This is a genomic window from Flavobacterium sp. HNIBRBA15423 (assembly GCF_052655965.1).
Window position 1 is genome coordinate 33,183 of the sequence record NZ_CP199751.1, and the last position, 17,081, is coordinate 50,263.

The following is a 17,081-nucleotide window of genomic DNA, read 5'->3' on the forward strand; positions in this document are numbered from 1 at the left end:
CAGTAAGAACAAAAAATTAAAAGTAAACATGAATATTTTTGAAATATTTGAAAAGATTTATTCTTTTGAAGAAGAAACAAAAGTTTATTTACATGAAGTAGAATTTGAAAAAAAAGAAGAAGTTCTTCTTTGCAAAATGGAGAAAGGTTTGTTTTTTCAAATAGGACTTTCTCATCTAAAATTATTAAATAATGATGAAATAAATTTCGTTATATCTCATAATTCATTTGATATAAAAGTTTGTCATTTTTTGGATAAGTTTACTTTTGATCCTTCTTCAAAATATTATTTAAACGCATACATTTTTAAATCTTTAAGTTTTGATGAAAATCAAATCAAATATAATAGCTATTATTCAAAAATTGGTAATCTTTTTTTTGAAAAATTATTTGAATCAAATCAAAAGTTTTTTTCAATTTTAATTGATGGAATTGTTTTTAAAATTTCTAAATGTTTGATTAGTCCGAATTTAAAGCATCAATTTCTTTGTATTGAATGTGATACTAAAATTGATTTTAAAAAATTTAAGCATTATGTAAATAATATTATAACTTCAATTGGTTTTTTAACAGGCAAATTCTTCAAGAATGAGGAATTTTATTTTCAATCAGAAGTTAATGATTTCTCCAGTGATGTTGATTTTTTCTACAGAAGTTCTGATAAAATGTATTCATTTCCTCGTCCATTTACAAGGTATCCTAAAGAATGGGATTGGAAATTAAAAGACGAGTTAAGTGAAGAAAATCATAATCGATATTCTTCACATATTGATGAAAATATTTTTACTTCATTAGTAATGTTATTGTTTAGTAATCAAAGACTTTATTTTTCAATTAGAATGTTGTTTGATTTTTATAAAACTCCTCCCATTTCTAGAGTTCCACAAATGTTTGTTGTGTTAGAGACTTTATGTGAAGAATTAAATTTAAAGAGAGTTAAAGTTGAAAAGGAAAATAAGCAAGATATGGGTTTTGAAATTCTTTCTAAAATAAAAGATAAAATTGAGATTGAAGATTTAAAAGTGTTGACTGATATAGTAGAAAATATAGATAATAAATTAACAAACAACACGGTTCATTTTGAACAAACATTAAAAAATTTAGGAATAAATTGTAAAAATGAAGAGATAAAGATTTTATCTAAAAGGAATGATTTTTTTCATGGAAGAATAATACCAAATCGGTATCAAATCGAATCGGAAGAAGAATTTATTTCTTTAGAACTTAAATATGATTATTATTCTCTTAGGTTGTATGTTCTAATCTCGAAAATAATATTAAAAAAAATAGGATTTAACGGTTATTTAATTAATTATCCTAAAATGTTTGAAAGCGATAACGGTACAAAATTAAAAGAATCATGTTTTGAAAAATTAAAATAATATTCACTGAACACTAAAAACTGACCACTGAACACTAAAAAATGAGCGGGATCTACATTCATATACCTTTTTGCAAACAAGCTTGTCATTATTGCGATTTTCATTTTTCTACTAGTTTAAAGAAGAAAGAAGAAATGGTTTTGGCTTTAGCCAAAGAAATTGTCCTGCGTAAAAGTGAAGCTGATAATGAAACTATTGAAACTATTGAAACTATTTATTTTGGTGGAGGAACTCCAAGTATTTTGTCAATTGGAGATTTAAAACAATTAATAGAAACTGTTTACCAAAATTATAAAGTTGTAGATAATCCTGAAATAACGGTTGAAGCCAATCCAGATGATTTGTCAGAAGAAAGAATAATCGAACTATCAACTAATCGCGTGAATCGACTATCAATAGGAATTCAATCCTTTTTTGAAGATGATTTAAAGATGATGAATAGAGCTCATAATGCAACTGAAGCAGAAAAATGCTTGAAAATAGCCACTAAATATTTCGATAATATTTCTTTAGATTTAATTTACGGAATTCCAGATTCGAGTAATGAAAAATGGAAACAAAACATAGAAAAAGCGCTTTCTTTTGGAATTCCTCACATTTCCAGCTATGCTTTAACAGTTGAACCAAAAACTGCTTTGGATAAATTCATTCAAAAAGGAATTATTAATCAACCTGATGATGAAGTAGCGCAAGAACAGTTTCATATTTTAGTAGATGCTTTGCAAAAAAACGGATTTGTACATTACGAATTATCCAATTTTGGTAAACCAGATTATTTCTCAAAGAATAATTCAGCATATTGGCTAGGTAAAAAATACATTGGAATTGGTCCTTCAGCGCATAGTTATGATGGAGTCAATAGAGGTTGGAATGTATCTAATAATACATTATATATCAAATCAATTGAAGAAGGTAAATTACCAATTGAAATAGAAACTCTAACTAAAAAAGACCGCTATAATGAATATATTATGACGGGTTTAAGGACGATTTGGGGTGTTTCTTTAGAGCGAATAGAAAAAGAGTTTGGAATAAAATATCTTGAATATTTGCAAAAACAAATGCAGCGTTTTCTTGATGATAACTTATTAGAAATTGTTGATGATTCTATTTTAAAAACTACTAAAAAAGGAAAGTTTCTATGTGATGGAATTGCTTCCGACTTATTTTTGTTAAATTTGAAGTAAAATTTTTCATTTGAAAACAACAATCAAACATAAAAACCAAGTTTATGAGGTAGATTTATCAAGACCTTTGGATATTTCACTTCCGTTAACAAATAATGAGCAAAATCCTATTGCTTGGTATCAAAGTACACCTCAAATTGAGCCTGTTAAAATGGGTGATTGGATTGGGAAAGTTTCAGAAGGAAAATCATCAACTAATTTTAATAATATTTTTTTTAATCCGCATGCTCATGTTACACATACAGAGTGTTTGGGGCATATTACGAAAGATTTTTATAGTATTAATCAGTGTTTAAAGCAGTTCTTTTTTATAGCTGAGGTTATTTCGGTTGAACCAATGAGAGTGGGTGAAGATTTAGTAATTACCAAAGATCAAATTGAAATAGCTTTAATAAATAAAAATACGGAAGCACTTATTATTAGAACTTTACCAAATAAAGAAAATAAAAAACATCTAAAATACTCGAATACAAATCCAGCATATTTATTGGAAGAAGCAGCTGTTTTTATTCGTAAAATTGGAATTCAGCATCTTTTAATTGATTTGCCAAGTGTAGATAAAGAACATGATGAAGGTAAATTGTTGGCTCACAAAGCTTTTTGGAATGTAAAAGATATAAAAGTTTTAAATAATGATGCTAGGATGACTTGCTCAATAACCGAAATGATTTACGTTGATAATGCTATTTCTGATGGAAGTTATATTTTGAATTTACAAATTGCATCTTTTGAAAATGATGCTTCACCTAGTAAGCCTATTTTGTATAGAATAGAATAAAATAAGGGTTTTCAAAATCTTGAAAACCCTTATTGATAGCAGTAATATTTAAAAATCAGAAAAATTATTTTTCATTTAACCTAAAATCTGGATAAGCATTCATTCCGTGTTCAGTTATATCGAGACCTTCAGTTTCGTCTTTTTCTGAAACTCTAAGTCCTATAGCTTTTTTCAGAATGGATAGTACTATAAATGTGGTCGCTATAGCCCAAGTTCCTATTGCTAAAACACCAACAACTTGAATGCCTAACTTTGAAAATCCACCACCATATAATAATCCACCATCTGTAGCAAAAATACCTACTAATATAGTTCCTAGTGCTCCACATACTCCATGAACGGAAATAGCTCCTACTGGATCATCAATTTTAAGTTTCTCGTCTATAAAAGTAATTGCCAAAACAACTACTAATCCACAAATAGCTCCTATTGCCAAAGCTCCTCCATTTGAAACAGCTGCACAGCCTGCAGTAATTCCTACTAATCCAGCTAAGGCTCCATTTAAAGTCATAGATAAGTCAGGTTTTTTATATTTAATCCATGTATAAAACATAGCAACTATTGCACCTGCTGCTGCTGCTAAGTTAGTGGTAATAACAATATTTGCAACATGATTTGCACTTCCTCCTGAAATAGCTAATTCTGAGCCAGGATTAAAACCAAACCATCCTAACCAAAGAATAAATACTCCTAATGCTCCATACATCATATTGTGTCCAGGTATTGCATTAGATTTTCCTTCTGAATATTTTCCTATTCTAGGACCAACTAAATAAGCTGCGACTAATGCAGCCCAACCACCAACAGAGTGTACAACACTTGAGCCAGCAAAATCCACAAATCCTAATTTAGTTAGCCATCCATCTCCTTGCCATACCCAATGTCCTGAAATAGGATAGATTAATATAGTCATAACTAATGATAGCACAATATAAGTTGAAAATTTTGTTCGCTCTGCTACTGCACCAGAAACAATAGTAGCAGCAGTTGCACAAAATACGGTTTGAAAAAACAGATTATGCATTTTACCATCTGTGTTAAAAAAAAATGATGGATTACCAATAAATGATCCTATTGAATCGCCATACATAATAGTGTAGCCAATAGCCCAAAAGCCTAATGAACCAATGCATAAGTCCATTAAGTTTTTCATGATAATGTTTATAGTGTTTTTAGATCTGGTAAAACCTGCTTCAACAAGAGTAAAACCTGCTTGCATAAAGAATACAAATATTCCAGCTATAAGTATCCATAAAATATCTAAAACACCATTTATTTCGGTTATTTGTTTAGTAACATCTTCCATAATAAGTTTATATAATTTGATTGATTATTTTAAAGTTTGACCACCTTTTTCTCCTGTTCGTATTCTGTAGACTTCTTCAATGTGAGATACAAATATTTTTCCATCTCCTACTTCTCCTGTAGCAGCAGCTTCAAGGATGGCTTTGATGGTTACTTGTTCAAAATCATCGTTAACAACTATAGAAAGATAGCGTCTTTGTATATCGCTTGTGCTGTATGAGATGCCTCTATACACATGTCCTTGTTTTTCATTGCCTAAGCCTGTAACATCCCAATAAGAGAAAAAGTTAACTCCAACTTCATGCAATGCTTTTTTTACGGCAGAAAATTTAGATCTTCTGATTATTGCTTCAATTTTTTTCATTCCAAATATATTAGTTAGTTAAAATTTATAAATAGCGGCTATTAAAAACGAACCTAAAGATTTAGTTGGCTCTAAATCGGTATTGATAAAAATATCTTCTGATCCATTATCTAAACGAAACTCAGGTTTAATAGTCAAATCATCAACAGTGTAGCTTCCTGTTAGTGTTATTGCAATGATACTTGGGTCATCCTCAATAAATTCGCTTTGTCGCGTGAAATATTCGCCACGTAAACCTAGAGTGAAGGCCTCTTTTAATTTGTATTGAGGATATAATGCAGCACCATAAAACCCTTCTCCTTCATTATCGGCATAAGCAGCGTTAATTCCTAAAAATAAAGATTCTGTTGCATCAAATCCACCGGTAAAATCTATTTCAAGACCTAGTCCAGCTTTATCATATAATAAGTTTAAGAATTGACTACTGTATCCCATTTGTACTCCTAAAGCATAACTTCCATCTGGATTATATAGGTTGACGTCAGTTTGGTTAAACACACCTAAAAGCAAACTTGCCTTTTCAGATAAGGTAAAATCTGCCTTTAAACCAGTATGATTAAAAGGACCATTTGTAAACAGATATGAAGTACTGTAATTGAAATTTCCTACTGGAGATATTAATTCGTATCCTAAAAATGTATTGAATTTACCAGCAGTAAGTTTTACGTTGTCGCTAATATTGTAAAAAACGTAAAGTTGGTTTACAAAAGTAGAATCTATAAAACTGGCTTGAATAGCTCTTGGCCCAAATGCTAAATCTGCAACTCCACCAATTTTTCTTTTTTCATATTTTGTAATAATGTTTGCCATTCCTAATGCAAACCCAGATTTGTCAGCAAAGGAAGTGCTCGGTGCAATTTGATTATCGTCGTTGGGTGCAGTAATATTAGCTCTGTAATAAGTATCTATACTTCCTTCAAAGGTAAATTTTTTCTCAGTCGAAACTGGTTCTTCTTGTGCATAAAAGCATGTTGTTAAAATGAATAAGACAGTTGTAAAAAGTTTTTTCATAAAATTCATTTTTTATAATTATCTCGGTAAATTTATTTAAAAACAATTTATACCTATAAAAAAATAGGGGTATCAAATAAATTTTTATTAATTTTTTATTTTTAGATACTAAAAAATAGGGGTATTCATTAATTTTTTATTTTTATTAAATAATTCGCAATTAAAATTTTAAATAATATTCATTAAAATTTATTTTTTAGTAAATATTTTTTATGTTTTTAATTTAAATATTAGGTTTAATTTAAGTTAAAAGTGTTTTTATTGCTTTTTTAATATTGTTAAATTCTTAAAAAGGAGAGAGGGATATTGCTGATTTGATTTTTTTAGAACTAAATAATTTGAAAATCATAATAATGATTCTGATATTTTATTATTAAAATTCTTAATTATAATTTAGTAATATATAGGTAAAAAAAATCTAAAAAATAATAACTATGCTAAAAAAACAGGGGCTCTATTTACCAGAATTTGAACACGATAATTGTGGTGCTGGTTTTATATGTAGTTTAAAAGGAAACAAATCAAATGACATTATTCACAAAGCTCTAGAAATACTTGAAAAATTAGAACATAGAGGCGCAGTAAGTGCTGATGGAAAAACTGGTGATGGAGCAGGAATTTTAATAGATATTCCTCATGATTTTTTTGTTAAAAAATGTGATTTTAATTTACCTAAAGAAGGAGAATATGCAGTAAGCAATGTTTTTCTTCCCAAAAAAGAGAATCAAAGGAATTATTGTATTCAAAAACTGGAATATTATATAGAAAAACAAGGTTTAACTGTTTTAGGTTGGAGGGAAGTTCCAGTCGATACTTCTGTTATAGGAAGAATAGCAAGGGAAACAGAACCATATATTAAGCAGATATTTATAGGTAAACAAGAGAAAAGACAAGATGATTTCAGTTTTAATTTAAAATTATTTACTGCTCGAAAGCAAGCTGAGCATGATATAAATAATTCCAAATTATCTGAAAGTAAACGTTTTTATTTACCAAGTTTATCGACAAAAACTATTATTTTCAAAGGATTATTAATTCCTGAGGATATAAAATTGTACTATAAAGATTTACAAGATCCATCATTAGTTACTCGACTGGCTCTTGTACATCAACGATTTTCTACCAACACTTTTCCCACATGGGATTTAGCACAACCTTTTAGGTATATGTGTCATAATGGCGAAATTAATACGCTTAGAGGAAATGTTTCTAGAACATTATCACGACAGGAATTAATGGAAAGTGAATGGTTTGGTGATGATATTAAAAGTTTATTTCCTATAATACTTTCAGGAAAATCAGATTCTGCTCAAATGGATATGATGGTCGAATTACTCTTAATGACTGGTCGTTCTTTACCAGAAGTAATGATGATGTTAGTGCCTGAGGCTTGGGAGAAAAATCCAAATATGTCAGAAGCTAAAAAAACATTTTATGAATATAATTCTTGTATAATGGAACCTTGGGATGGTCCAGCGTCAATCCCTTTTACAGATGGTAATTATATAGGAGCAGTTTTAGATAGAAATGGTTTACGTCCATCACGTTATACAGTTACAAAAGATGGATATGTTATTATGTCTTCTGAAACAGGTGTAATTGATATTGATCCAAAAAATATCGAACGTCATGGTCGGTTAGAACCTGGGAAAATGTTTTTGGTAAATATGAATCAGGGAAGGATAATAAACGATGAAGAAATAAAAGAAAAAATAGTATCTAAGCATCCTTATAAAAAATGGTTAGATAAAAATTTGGTTCATCTAAAAGATATTCCAGCTAAAAAAGGACCTATAAAACATAAAGAAGAAGTTCTTGAAAAAAGACAAATTCTTTTTGGATATACTGAAGAAGATTTAAAAACAATTATTCTTCCAATGGCTCAAACTGGGAAAGAGCCAATTGGTTCCATGGGGAATGATACTCCTATTGCCGTTTTGTCAATGAGACCACAATTGATTTATAATTATTTTAAGCAATTATTTGCTCAGGTTACAAACCCACCTTTAGATGGTATTCGAGAAAAATTAATTACAGATATAAGTTTAACTCTGGGAAGTGATACTAATATTTTTAAAATTAATGAAGATCAGTGTCGAAAATTAAAAATCCAAAATCCTGTTATTTCTAAACACGATTTAGATAAAATTAAAAATTACACCAATAATCCAGATTTTGTGGTAACTACTATTTCAATATTATATGAAGTTGATAAAGGATTAAATGAATTAGAAAGAGCACTATTAAATTTAGTGGCAACAGCATCTAAAGCAATAGACGAAGGAGGTAATATTATTATCTTATCGGATAGAGGTGTAAGTAATAAAATGGCACCAATTCCTGCCTTGTTGGCTTGTTCGTATGTAAATCATGAATTATATAAAATAGGGAAACGAGCAAAAGTCAGCATTATAATTGAATCTGCAGAACCTAGAGAGGTGCATCATTTTGCTTTACTTTTTGGTTATGGAGCTAGTGCAATTAATCCATATATTGTAAATGAAATTGTACATAATCAAGTTCAAAATAAAGAAATCGAGAATATAGATTATTTACAAGCCATTCTTAATTATAATAAGGCTATTGGAATGGGAATTTTAAAAGTGATGAATAAGATAGGAATATCAACACTAAATTCTTATCGAGGAGCACAACTTTTTGAATGTATTGGTTTAAATACTAAAGTTGTGGACGAATATTTTCCTAATACGATTACTAGAATTCAAGGGATAGGTTTAAAAGAAATTGAAGGTGAAATTTCTAAAAGACATAAAAAAGCATACGAAAAAAACAATATAGATGCTGATTTAGGATTGGAATTTGGGGGTGATTATAAGTGGAGAAGAAATGGAGAGAAACATGCTTTTAACCCATTGTCTGTAGCAAAATTACAAGAATCAGTACGAAGTAATAAGCATAGTACTTTTAAGGAATATTCAGAAATAATAAACGAACAATCGAAACGATTAATGACTATTCGAGGTTTGTTTGAGTTCACTAATTTTGATCCAATTCCTTTAGAAGAGGTTGAACCATGGACAGAAATTGTGAAGCGCTTTAAAACTGGTGCAATGTCCTACGGTTCTATAAGTAAAGAAGCACACGAGAATTTAGCCATAGCAATGAATAGAATTGGCGGCAAAAGTAATTCAGGTGAAGGAGGAGAAGATGAAGAGCGGTTTTATAAAGATGTAGATGGAGATTGGAAAAATTCAGCCATAAAACAAGTAGCTTCTGGTAGATTTGGAGTAACATCTAATTATCTAGCAAATGCTTCCGAAATTCAAATAAAAATGGCTCAAGGGGCAAAACCTGGTGAAGGTGGACAATTACCTGGACCAAAAGTCAATCCTGATATAGCGAAAACTAGAAATTCAACTCCTTATGTAGGTTTAATTTCACCACCGCCTCATCATGATATTTATTCTATTGAAGATTTATCGCAATTAATTTATGATTTAAAATCGGCAAATAGAGAAGCAAGAATCAATGTAAAATTAGTTTCTGAAGTAGGAATTGGAACAGTAGCTGCAGGTGTGGCAAAAGCAAAAGGAGATGTAATATTAATTTCAGGTCACGATGGAGGAACAGGTGCTTCACCATTAACTTCTTTAAAACATGCTGGATTACCATGGGAATTAGGCTTGGCTGAAGCCCAACAAACATTAGTTATGAATAATTTAAGAAATCGAGTGGTTCTTGAATGTGATGGACAACTTAAAACAGGAAGAGACGTTGCAATCGCTTGTTTGTTGGGAGCAGAAGAATTTGGTTTTGCAACAGCACCATTAGTTGCTTCAGGTTGTATTATGATGCGTGTATGCCACTTAAATACTTGTCCAGTAGGTATTGCTACTCAAAATCCGGAATTGCGTAAAAAATTTCAAGGAAAACCAGAACATGTTGTTAATTTTATGTATTTCGTTGCGCAAGAATTAAGAGAAATTATGGCCCAACTTGGTTTTAAAACGGTTAATGAAATGGTAGGTCAAGTACAAAAGTTAAATCGTAACAAGACAATCAATCATTATAAAGCTTTAGGACTCGATTTGTCTCCTATACTTCATCAAATTAAAGTTCCAGAAGGAACAAAATTATACAATACAGAATCTCAAGATCATCATTTAGAAAAATCATTAGATTTTAAAATTATTCGTCAAGCTCACCCTGCTTTATTTAGAAAAGAGAAAACAGTTTTAGAATTTAAAATTACTAATAGAGATAGGGCTTTTGGTGCTATTTTAAGTAATGAAATTTCTAAAATTTATGGTTCGCAAGGATTACCAGAAAACACATTAAAAATTAATTTTACTGGTTCAGCAGGTCAAAGTTTTGGTGCCTTTGCTACTAAGGGATTAACACTTGTTATAAATGGAAATTCAAATGATTACCTAGGAAAAGGTTTATCTGGCGCAAAATTAATTGTAAAAGTTCCAGATGAGGCAACTATTGTTCCTGAAGATAACATAATAATAGGAAATGTAGCTTTGTATGGAGCGACATCAGGAGAAGCTTACATTAATGGAAAAGCAGGAGAAAGGTTTTGTGTAAGGAACTCAGGAGCAATTGCTGTTGTTGAAGGAATTGGCGATCATGGATGTGAATATATGACAGGTGGTAGAGCTGTTATTTTAGGAGAAGTTGGTCGCAATTTTGGAGCAGGAATGAGTGGAGGAATTGCTTATGTTTATGATATTAATAACACCTTTGAAAAACAATGTAATACAGAAGGGTTGAATTTGAATCCTGTGGTATTGGAAGAAGATGTCACTGAATTAAAACAATTTATTGAAAACCATTACAACACAACGATGAGTCCTCTTGCCCAGCGAATTTTGGAAAATTGGGAAACACAGCTAAGTAAATTTATAAAAGTGCTTCCCGAAGAGTATAAACAAGCATTATTAAGAATTGAACAAGAAAACCTCGTAAAACAATAATATTATGGGAAAACCAACAGGATTTTTAGAATATGAGCGAGTAAACGAAAGTTACATAAAAGTCGAAAAAAGAGTAAAAAATTATAACGAATTCACGATTCCTTTAGAAGAAAGTAAATTAAAAAATCAAGGAGCAAGATGTATGGATTGTGGCATACCATTTTGTCATAGTGGTTGTCCATTAGGTAATTTAATTCCAGATTTTAATGATAAAGTATATAAAGGAAGATGGAAAGAAGCAGCTCAAATTTTGCATTCAACTAATAATTTTCCAGAATTTACAGGTCGCTTGTGTCCTGCTCCATGCGAAGAAGCATGTGTTTTGGGCATTAACGAAGACCCAGTTACGATAGAAAATATTGAAAAAAATATAGTAGAAACAGCATTTAAAGAAGGTTGGATTACAGCAAAACCTCCAAGAAATAGAAGCAATAAAAAAGTTGCAATAATAGGCTCTGGTCCATCTGGTTTAGCAGCTGCACAACAGTTGAATAGAGCAGGACATTTAGTAACGGTTTTTGAACGTGACGCAAAAATAGGAGGATTATTACGTTATGGAATTCCCGATTTTAAATTAGAAAAAAAGATTATTGATAGACGTATTCAGATACTTAAAGAAGAAGGTATTGTTTTTAAAACAAATACTCATGTAGGTCAAAATATAAGTGTAGAAACTATTAAAGCAGACTACGATGCTGTTCTCTTGTGTGGTGGAGCTACAGAAAGAAGAAGTATGCCTGTAAAAGGAATTCATTTGAAAGGAATTCATCAAGCTATGGATTTTTTAAAATTGAATAATCAATATGTAGATGGATTAGTAGAATTTGAAGAAATTATATCTGCAAAGGATAAAAAAGTTATCGTAATTGGTGGTGGAGACACAGGTTCAGATTGCATAGGTACAAGTAATCGCCATGGAGCAATTTCTGTGACCAATTTTGAAATTTTAAGTAAGCCATCAGAAGGTCGGCCAGCTCATCAACCTTGGCCTTATTGGCCTATGAAATTAAAAACAACTTCTTCACATCAAGAAGGTGTTGAACGTTTTTTTAGTATCTCAACAAAGGAGTTTATTGGTGACAAAAACGGAAATGTAATAGGATTAAAAACTGTTGAAGTAGAATGGATTTTTAAAGAAGGTGAACGTCCTCAGTTAGTAGAATTACCTGATACAGAAAAAAATTGGGATTGTGACTTGGTTTTATTAGCACTTGGTTTTGTTGGTGCTGAAAAGACATTAGCGGAGCAGTTTGGTGTTGAGATGGATTTTAGGACAAATATTAAAGCTTCAACTAAGGATTATGCCACCAATGTAAAAGGAATTTTTTCTGCTGGAGATATGCGTAGAGGACAATCACTAATAGTTTGGGCTATTTCAGAAGGGCGTCAAGCTGCTCATTATGTTGATAATTATCTAATGGGCTTTTCAAATTTGCCATTAAAGGATGAAAATGATTTACCAAGAATTTAATAGGTAAATAATCTATATTTAGTATATTAGTCTTTTTATTATCATATAATGAATATTCAACAACTTTACGAATATTGCCTAGCAAAAAAAGGAGTAACAGAACATTTTCCCTTTGATGAAGATACATTAGTTTTTAAAGTAGGAGGGAAAATGTTTTGTTTAACATCTTTAAAAAAGTGGGAAGAAGAAAATCCATCTTTAAATTTAAAGTGCGATCCAGAGCGTGCACTGGAACTTCGTGCTCAATTTGAAGCAGTGCAACCAGGATATCATATGAGTAAAATTCACTGGAATACCGTTTCATTTAATGGAGATATTTCAGATAAAATGATTATTGAATTGATAAACCATTCTTATGAATTGGTTTTTGCTAGTCTATCAAAAAAAATAAAGGAAGAAATTGAAAAATCTGAAAATTAGCCATTACATTTGTTAATGCAATAAAGTTTCAATTTTATGTTAGATAATTTAAAAAAGATTTTAAACGAAGATCAAGATCCTAAAGCAATAGAGAAAATCACTTCAAAATTAGAGAATTTAATAATGTCTAATGAAGAGATAGGTTATATTGCAGTTCAAAAAAAACCTGCACTTACTATTTTTCCCGATAGTATAGTGGTAACTAATAAAAGAATTATTCTTTGTAAACCAAAAAACTTAGGATTGTCGATGGAATTTGTCGATTATGATTGGGATGATATTGAAGGAGCATTTGTTAAAGAAGGTATTTTAGGAGCCGATTTTACTTTTACTACCAAAACGGAATTAACACAAACAATTGATTATTTACCTAAAAATCAAGCTCGAAAATTATATACTTTTTCTAAAGAGCAATTAGATAAATTAAAACATTCTGAAAACCATAATTCAATTACACATCATATTTACAATGATAATAATGTTATTATTGATGAAAAGCCAAGTTTTTTAGCAGATGAAACACATGTTGAAGAGACTGTAATTGAAGAAACACCTACAGAAGAAGTATTTGATTTTGCTGAAATTATTCCAGTGAATACAAATCATACTTCTTTTGAAGGCTCGAAAGAAATTGACATAACAAAAGCTGAAAATAAATTAAGCGATTTGTCTCAGGAAGAACTGTTTGAAAAATTGCAAAACTACAAACGCTTATTGGATAATGGATTAATTCTTCAAGGGGAATACGATAAGTTAAAATCAGAGATTTTGAAACATATGTAAAAAATATGGCCTTTTAAAACATAAGCCTATAAATTCAATTTATGGGTTTTTTTGTTAATACACTTCACCTACACTTTTTTTTCATTCATCTATACTTATAAGGAAATAATCGAAATAGAAACAGCAAAAGTTTCTTTAGCTTTAATTTTGTGATTGAGTTGGTGTCAACTATATCCAAAAAAATATTAAATATGAGAAAGTCTTTAAACATACTATTAATTGAAGATGATACAATTGAAGTAATGAAATTCAACAGAGTTTTAAAAACTTTAAACTTAAATCATAAAATTATTGAAGCAAATAATGGAGAAGATGCTTTATCTATCTTAAAAGATAAAGAAATCTTACCTAATATTATTGTCTTAGATTTAAATATGCCAAAACTGAATGGAATTGAGTTTTTGTCTATTCTAAAAAAGGATGAAGTTTTAAAATATATTCCGTCAATTATTTTATCAACATCTAATAACCATAAAGATATGTTAGAATGTTATAAGATAGGAATTGCTGGCTATATTTTAAAGCCTTTAAAATATGAGGATTACATAGATAGAATAAAAAATTTATTAGAGTATTGGAGTTGTAATGAATTAATTTCACAGTAAAAATTCTTTATTTTTAAAAGAAATAACTATAAGATTTTATAAAGATTAAATTTAATGTTGTATATTGTTTGTTAATTATATAGATTAAGATTCTGCTATTCCAATATTCTTTTATAAAATTTTTAAAGCAAGTTGGTGAAAAATGCAAGAAATTCAATTCAATTTTGATGTTACTAGTTTTAACAATATTTTTCCTTTTTACATCTTAATTGATGAAAAATTAAATATAATAAGTTTTGGAAGAAGCTTAGGAAAAATAGTACCTGAGCTGAATCAAATTGCAAATTTCACACAAGCTTTTTTAATTGAAAAACCTCACATTCAAAATTTATCGTCAAAGAATTTTCATGAAACTATAAATACATTAGTAATTCTTAAGTCTACTATCGACAAAACTGTTTTTTTAAGAGGACAAATAGAAAGTCATAACAATAATTACCTTTTTATAGGAACCCCTTGGTTTCAATCTATGGATAATGTAATAGAGAAAAAATTAACAATTCAAGATTTTGCTATTTCTGATCCATTATTCGACTTATTACAGATAGTAAAAAACCAAGAAATAAGTAACTCTGAATTAAAAGAATTATTAGATACTGTTAATTCTCAAAGAGAAAAGCTTAAAAAGGATAAAGAAGAATTAAACAAACTTTCTCTTGTTGCCAGCGCAAATAAAAATGGAGTTATTTTTACATATCCAAATGGAAGAATATTTTGGTGTAACCAAGCTTATTTAGATTTAACTGGCTATTCTTACGATGAAATTATGAACAAAACGCCTATAGAAATAGGTAAATGTGAGTTAACTAGCAAAGAAGAAATAGACAAAATGTTGGATGCTTTTTATAAAAGAGAAATATTCAATGCAGAAGGATATCATGCACACAAAACAGGCAAGCCATTTTGGTCAAAAACGAAAGGACAACCCGTTTTTGATAGTAAAGGAAAACTAATTCAATATTTTGCAACAGTAGAAAATAATACAAAAGAAAGAGAAAGAGAAGAAAGTTTATTATTATTATCATCCATTGCCGATAAAAATATAAATTCCGTGGTAATTTGTGATAATAAAGGATTGATAGAATGGGTTAATGATAGTTTTGTTAAAATGTCGGGTTTCTCTAAAGAAGAATTAATTGGTAAAAAACCTGGACAAATACTACAAGGACCAGAAACCAATAAAGAGACAGCAATTTATATATCTAATCAAATTAAAAATGGATTATCTTTTAATTGTGAAATAATAAATTATAATAAAAGCAGACAGAAATATTGGGTTCGGATACAAGGACAAGCATTGCAGAATAAAAACGGTGAAATAATAAAATATTTTGCAATTGAAGAAGATATAACACAGGAGAAAAAAATCAAGCAACAATTAATTGATTCAGAGAACAGATTAACTTCTCTTATTGTAAATCTTCAATCAGGAATTTTGCTAGAAGATGAAAACAGAAAGTTATTAATTACAAATAAAAAGTTCTGCTCTATGTTCGATATTGAGGAAAAACCTGAAGATGTTAAAGGATTTGATTGTGACATTATTACTCAAAACACAAAACATTTATTTAAAGATTCTGATTATTTTTTAGATAGAATTACTACTATTATTAGCGATAAAAAAGAAGTCGTAGCAGAAGAAATAGAACTGACTAACGGGAAAATTTTTGAAAGAAGTTATTTGCCTATTTATGAAGGAGGTCATTTTGAAGGACACCTTTGGTGCTATGAAGACATTACTATAAAAAAACGATATAAGGAAAGTTTAGAAGCTGAAAAACAAAAATATAGTAATATAATTGCAAATATGAACATGGGATTGCTTGAAGTTGATAACAATGATATAATTTTATTAGCAAATCAATCGTTTTGTAAAATGAGTGGATATTCAATGTTAGATTTATTAGGCAAAAAAGCATCTGACTTACTGCTAGAACCAGAGAGTAAGAAAATAGTTAAAACCAAAAAAATAAAACGTCAAAAAGGAACTTCAGATTCTTATGAAGTTATTTCCCGAAATAAAGAAGGACAAATTAGGCATTGGCTTATAAGTGGAGCTCCAAATTATAATTTAAATGGAGAGATTACAGGTTCAATAGGTATTCATTTAGATATTACTGCGCAAAAAAACCTTGAAGAACAAAAAGAGCAATTATTAAATAAACTTGGAAAGCAAAACGAACAATTAAATGAATATGCACAAATTGTATCACATGATTTAAAATCCCCATTAAGAAGTATTCACGCATTAATTACTTGGATAAAAGAAGATAATAATAAGGAATTTAGCGAACAGACTTCTCAATATTTGAATATGATTGAGACTAAAGTTGAAAAAATGGATCATTTAATTCAAGGAATATTGACTTATTCAAAAGTTGATAAGGATGATGAATTATTTGGAAAGGTTGATATTCACGAAATAGTAAAAAATATACTAAACATTATACATATTCCAGATAATGTTAAAGTTGAAATAAAAAACAAATTACCCATAATAAATGCAGATAATTTTAGGATGCAACAACTGTTTCAAAATATAATAGGTAATGCAGTAAATTGTATTAATAAACCTAAGGGAATTGTAAAAATTGCTTCTAAAGAAGAAAAAGATTTTTATGTTTTTTCAATAGAAGATAATGGCTCAGGAATTGCAGTAGAAAATCAAGAAAAAATATTTAAAATTTTCCAGTCGTTTACACAGGACGAACGGTCAACTGGAATAGGTCTTTCTATTGTTAAACGCATTATTGATAAATATAAAGGGGAAATTTGGTTAGAGAGCAAATTAGAAATAGGAACAACATTTTTTATTAAATTACCAAAAAATTTATAG

General features: G+C 29.4%; 12 protein-coding genes. 9 read left to right on the forward strand and 3 right to left on the reverse strand.

What is annotated here, in order from left to right:
• Nucleotides 1-28: 28 nt before the first annotated feature.
• Genes ACULEV_RS00170 through ACULEV_RS00180 form a run of 3 tightly spaced genes read left to right on the forward strand, consistent with a single transcriptional unit; the run spans nucleotide 29 to nucleotide 3,346 of the window.
• Nucleotides 29-1,381 (forward strand): hypothetical protein, encoded by a 1,353-nt coding sequence (locus ACULEV_RS00170; protein ID WP_445456670.1) that lies wholly within the window; start codon nucleotides 29-31, stop codon nucleotides 1,379-1,381.
• 41 nt (nucleotides 1,382-1,422) lie between these two features.
• Nucleotides 1,423-2,568: a radical SAM family heme chaperone HemW gene (gene hemW / locus ACULEV_RS00175; protein ID WP_445456671.1), complete on the forward strand. Its 1,146-nt coding sequence runs from the start codon at nucleotides 1,423-1,425 to the stop codon at nucleotides 2,566-2,568.
• Between the two features lie 10 nt (nucleotides 2,569-2,578).
• The gene (locus tag ACULEV_RS00180) at nucleotides 2,579-3,346 is read left to right on the forward strand and encodes a cyclase family protein (RefSeq protein ID WP_445456672.1); all 768 of its coding nucleotides are present in this window, start codon (nucleotides 2,579-2,581) and stop codon (nucleotides 3,344-3,346) included.
• Nucleotides 3,347-3,410: 64 nt separating this feature from the next.
• Here the strand turns inward: ACULEV_RS00180 and ACULEV_RS00185 are convergent, their stop codons facing one another.
• From ACULEV_RS00185 to ACULEV_RS00195, 3 genes are read right to left on the reverse strand one after another with little or no spacing between them, the layout of a single operon-like run.
• The gene (locus ACULEV_RS00185; RefSeq protein WP_445456673.1) at nucleotides 3,411-4,652 is read right to left on the reverse strand and encodes an ammonium transporter; all 1,242 of its coding nucleotides are present in this window, start codon (nucleotides 4,650-4,652) and stop codon (nucleotides 3,411-3,413) included.
• A 24-nt stretch (nucleotides 4,653-4,676) separates the two neighbouring features.
• Nucleotides 4,677-5,015 (reverse strand): P-II family nitrogen regulator, encoded by a 339-nt coding sequence (locus ACULEV_RS00190; RefSeq protein ID WP_445456674.1) that lies wholly within the window; start codon nucleotides 5,013-5,015, stop codon nucleotides 4,677-4,679.
• 18 nt (nucleotides 5,016-5,033) lie between these two features.
• A complete protein-coding gene (locus tag ACULEV_RS00195; RefSeq protein WP_445456675.1) occupies nucleotides 5,034-6,026 on the reverse strand; it encodes a porin in 993 nt (330 codons plus the stop codon).
• Nucleotides 6,027-6,460: 434 nt separating this feature from the next.
• Between ACULEV_RS00195 and gltB the strand changes: the two genes are divergently transcribed.
• From gltB to ACULEV_RS00225, 6 genes are all read left to right on the forward strand, one after another.
• Nucleotides 6,461-10,966: a glutamate synthase large subunit gene (gene gltB, locus ACULEV_RS00200; protein WP_445456676.1), complete on the forward strand. Its 4,506-nt coding sequence runs from the start codon at nucleotides 6,461-6,463 to the stop codon at nucleotides 10,964-10,966.
• 4 nt (nucleotides 10,967-10,970) lie between these two features.
• Complete coding sequence (locus tag ACULEV_RS00205; RefSeq protein WP_445456677.1) at nucleotides 10,971-12,437, forward strand: glutamate synthase subunit beta; 1,467 nt, start codon at nucleotides 10,971-10,973, stop codon at nucleotides 12,435-12,437.
• 48 nt (nucleotides 12,438-12,485) lie between these two features.
• Nucleotides 12,486-12,857 (forward strand): MmcQ/YjbR family DNA-binding protein, encoded by a 372-nt coding sequence (locus ACULEV_RS00210; RefSeq protein WP_445456678.1) that lies wholly within the window; start codon nucleotides 12,486-12,488, stop codon nucleotides 12,855-12,857.
• A 36-nt stretch (nucleotides 12,858-12,893) separates the two neighbouring features.
• Nucleotides 12,894-13,640 carry a PH domain-containing protein gene (locus ACULEV_RS00215; RefSeq protein ID WP_445456679.1) on the forward strand — a complete coding sequence of 249 codons (747 nt, stop codon included), beginning with the start codon at nucleotides 12,894-12,896 and terminating at the stop codon, nucleotides 13,638-13,640.
• Between the two features lie 191 nt (nucleotides 13,641-13,831).
• Nucleotides 13,832-14,245, forward strand: a complete 414-nt coding sequence (locus ACULEV_RS00220; RefSeq protein ID WP_445456680.1) for a response regulator — start codon at nucleotides 13,832-13,834, stop codon at nucleotides 14,243-14,245.
• A 142-nt stretch (nucleotides 14,246-14,387) separates the two neighbouring features.
• Complete coding sequence (locus ACULEV_RS00225; protein ID WP_445456681.1) at nucleotides 14,388-17,081, forward strand: PAS domain-containing protein; 2,694 nt, start codon at nucleotides 14,388-14,390, stop codon at nucleotides 17,079-17,081.

Excerpts from the sequence above, each read along its gene's own strand:
- ACULEV_RS00170 (WP_445456670.1), top strand. The coding sequence starts at position 29 with ATGAATATTTTTGAAATATTTGAAAAGATTTATTCTTTTGAAGAAGAA.
- hemW (WP_445456671.1), top strand. The coding sequence starts at position 1,423 with ATGAGCGGGATCTACATTCATATACCTTTTTGCAAACAAGCTTGTCAT.
- ACULEV_RS00185 (WP_445456673.1), bottom strand. The coding sequence starts at position 4,652 with ATGGAAGATGTTACTAAACAAATAACCGAAATAAATGGTGTTTTAGAT.
- ACULEV_RS00190 (WP_445456674.1), bottom strand. The coding sequence starts at position 5,015 with ATGAAAAAAATTGAAGCAATAATCAGAAGATCTAAATTTTCTGCCGTA.
- ACULEV_RS00195 (WP_445456675.1), bottom strand. The coding sequence starts at position 6,026 with ATGAAAAAACTTTTTACAACTGTCTTATTCATTTTAACAACATGCTTT.
- gltB (WP_445456676.1), top strand. The coding sequence starts at position 6,461 with ATGCTAAAAAAACAGGGGCTCTATTTACCAGAATTTGAACACGATAAT.
- ACULEV_RS00205 (WP_445456677.1), top strand. The coding sequence starts at position 10,971 with ATGGGAAAACCAACAGGATTTTTAGAATATGAGCGAGTAAACGAAAGT.
- ACULEV_RS00210 (WP_445456678.1), top strand. The coding sequence starts at position 12,486 with ATGAATATTCAACAACTTTACGAATATTGCCTAGCAAAAAAAGGAGTA.
- ACULEV_RS00215 (WP_445456679.1), top strand. The coding sequence starts at position 12,894 with ATGTTAGATAATTTAAAAAAGATTTTAAACGAAGATCAAGATCCTAAA.
- ACULEV_RS00220 (WP_445456680.1), top strand. The coding sequence starts at position 13,832 with ATGAGAAAGTCTTTAAACATACTATTAATTGAAGATGATACAATTGAA.
- ACULEV_RS00225 (WP_445456681.1), top strand. The coding sequence starts at position 14,388 with ATGCAAGAAATTCAATTCAATTTTGATGTTACTAGTTTTAACAATATT.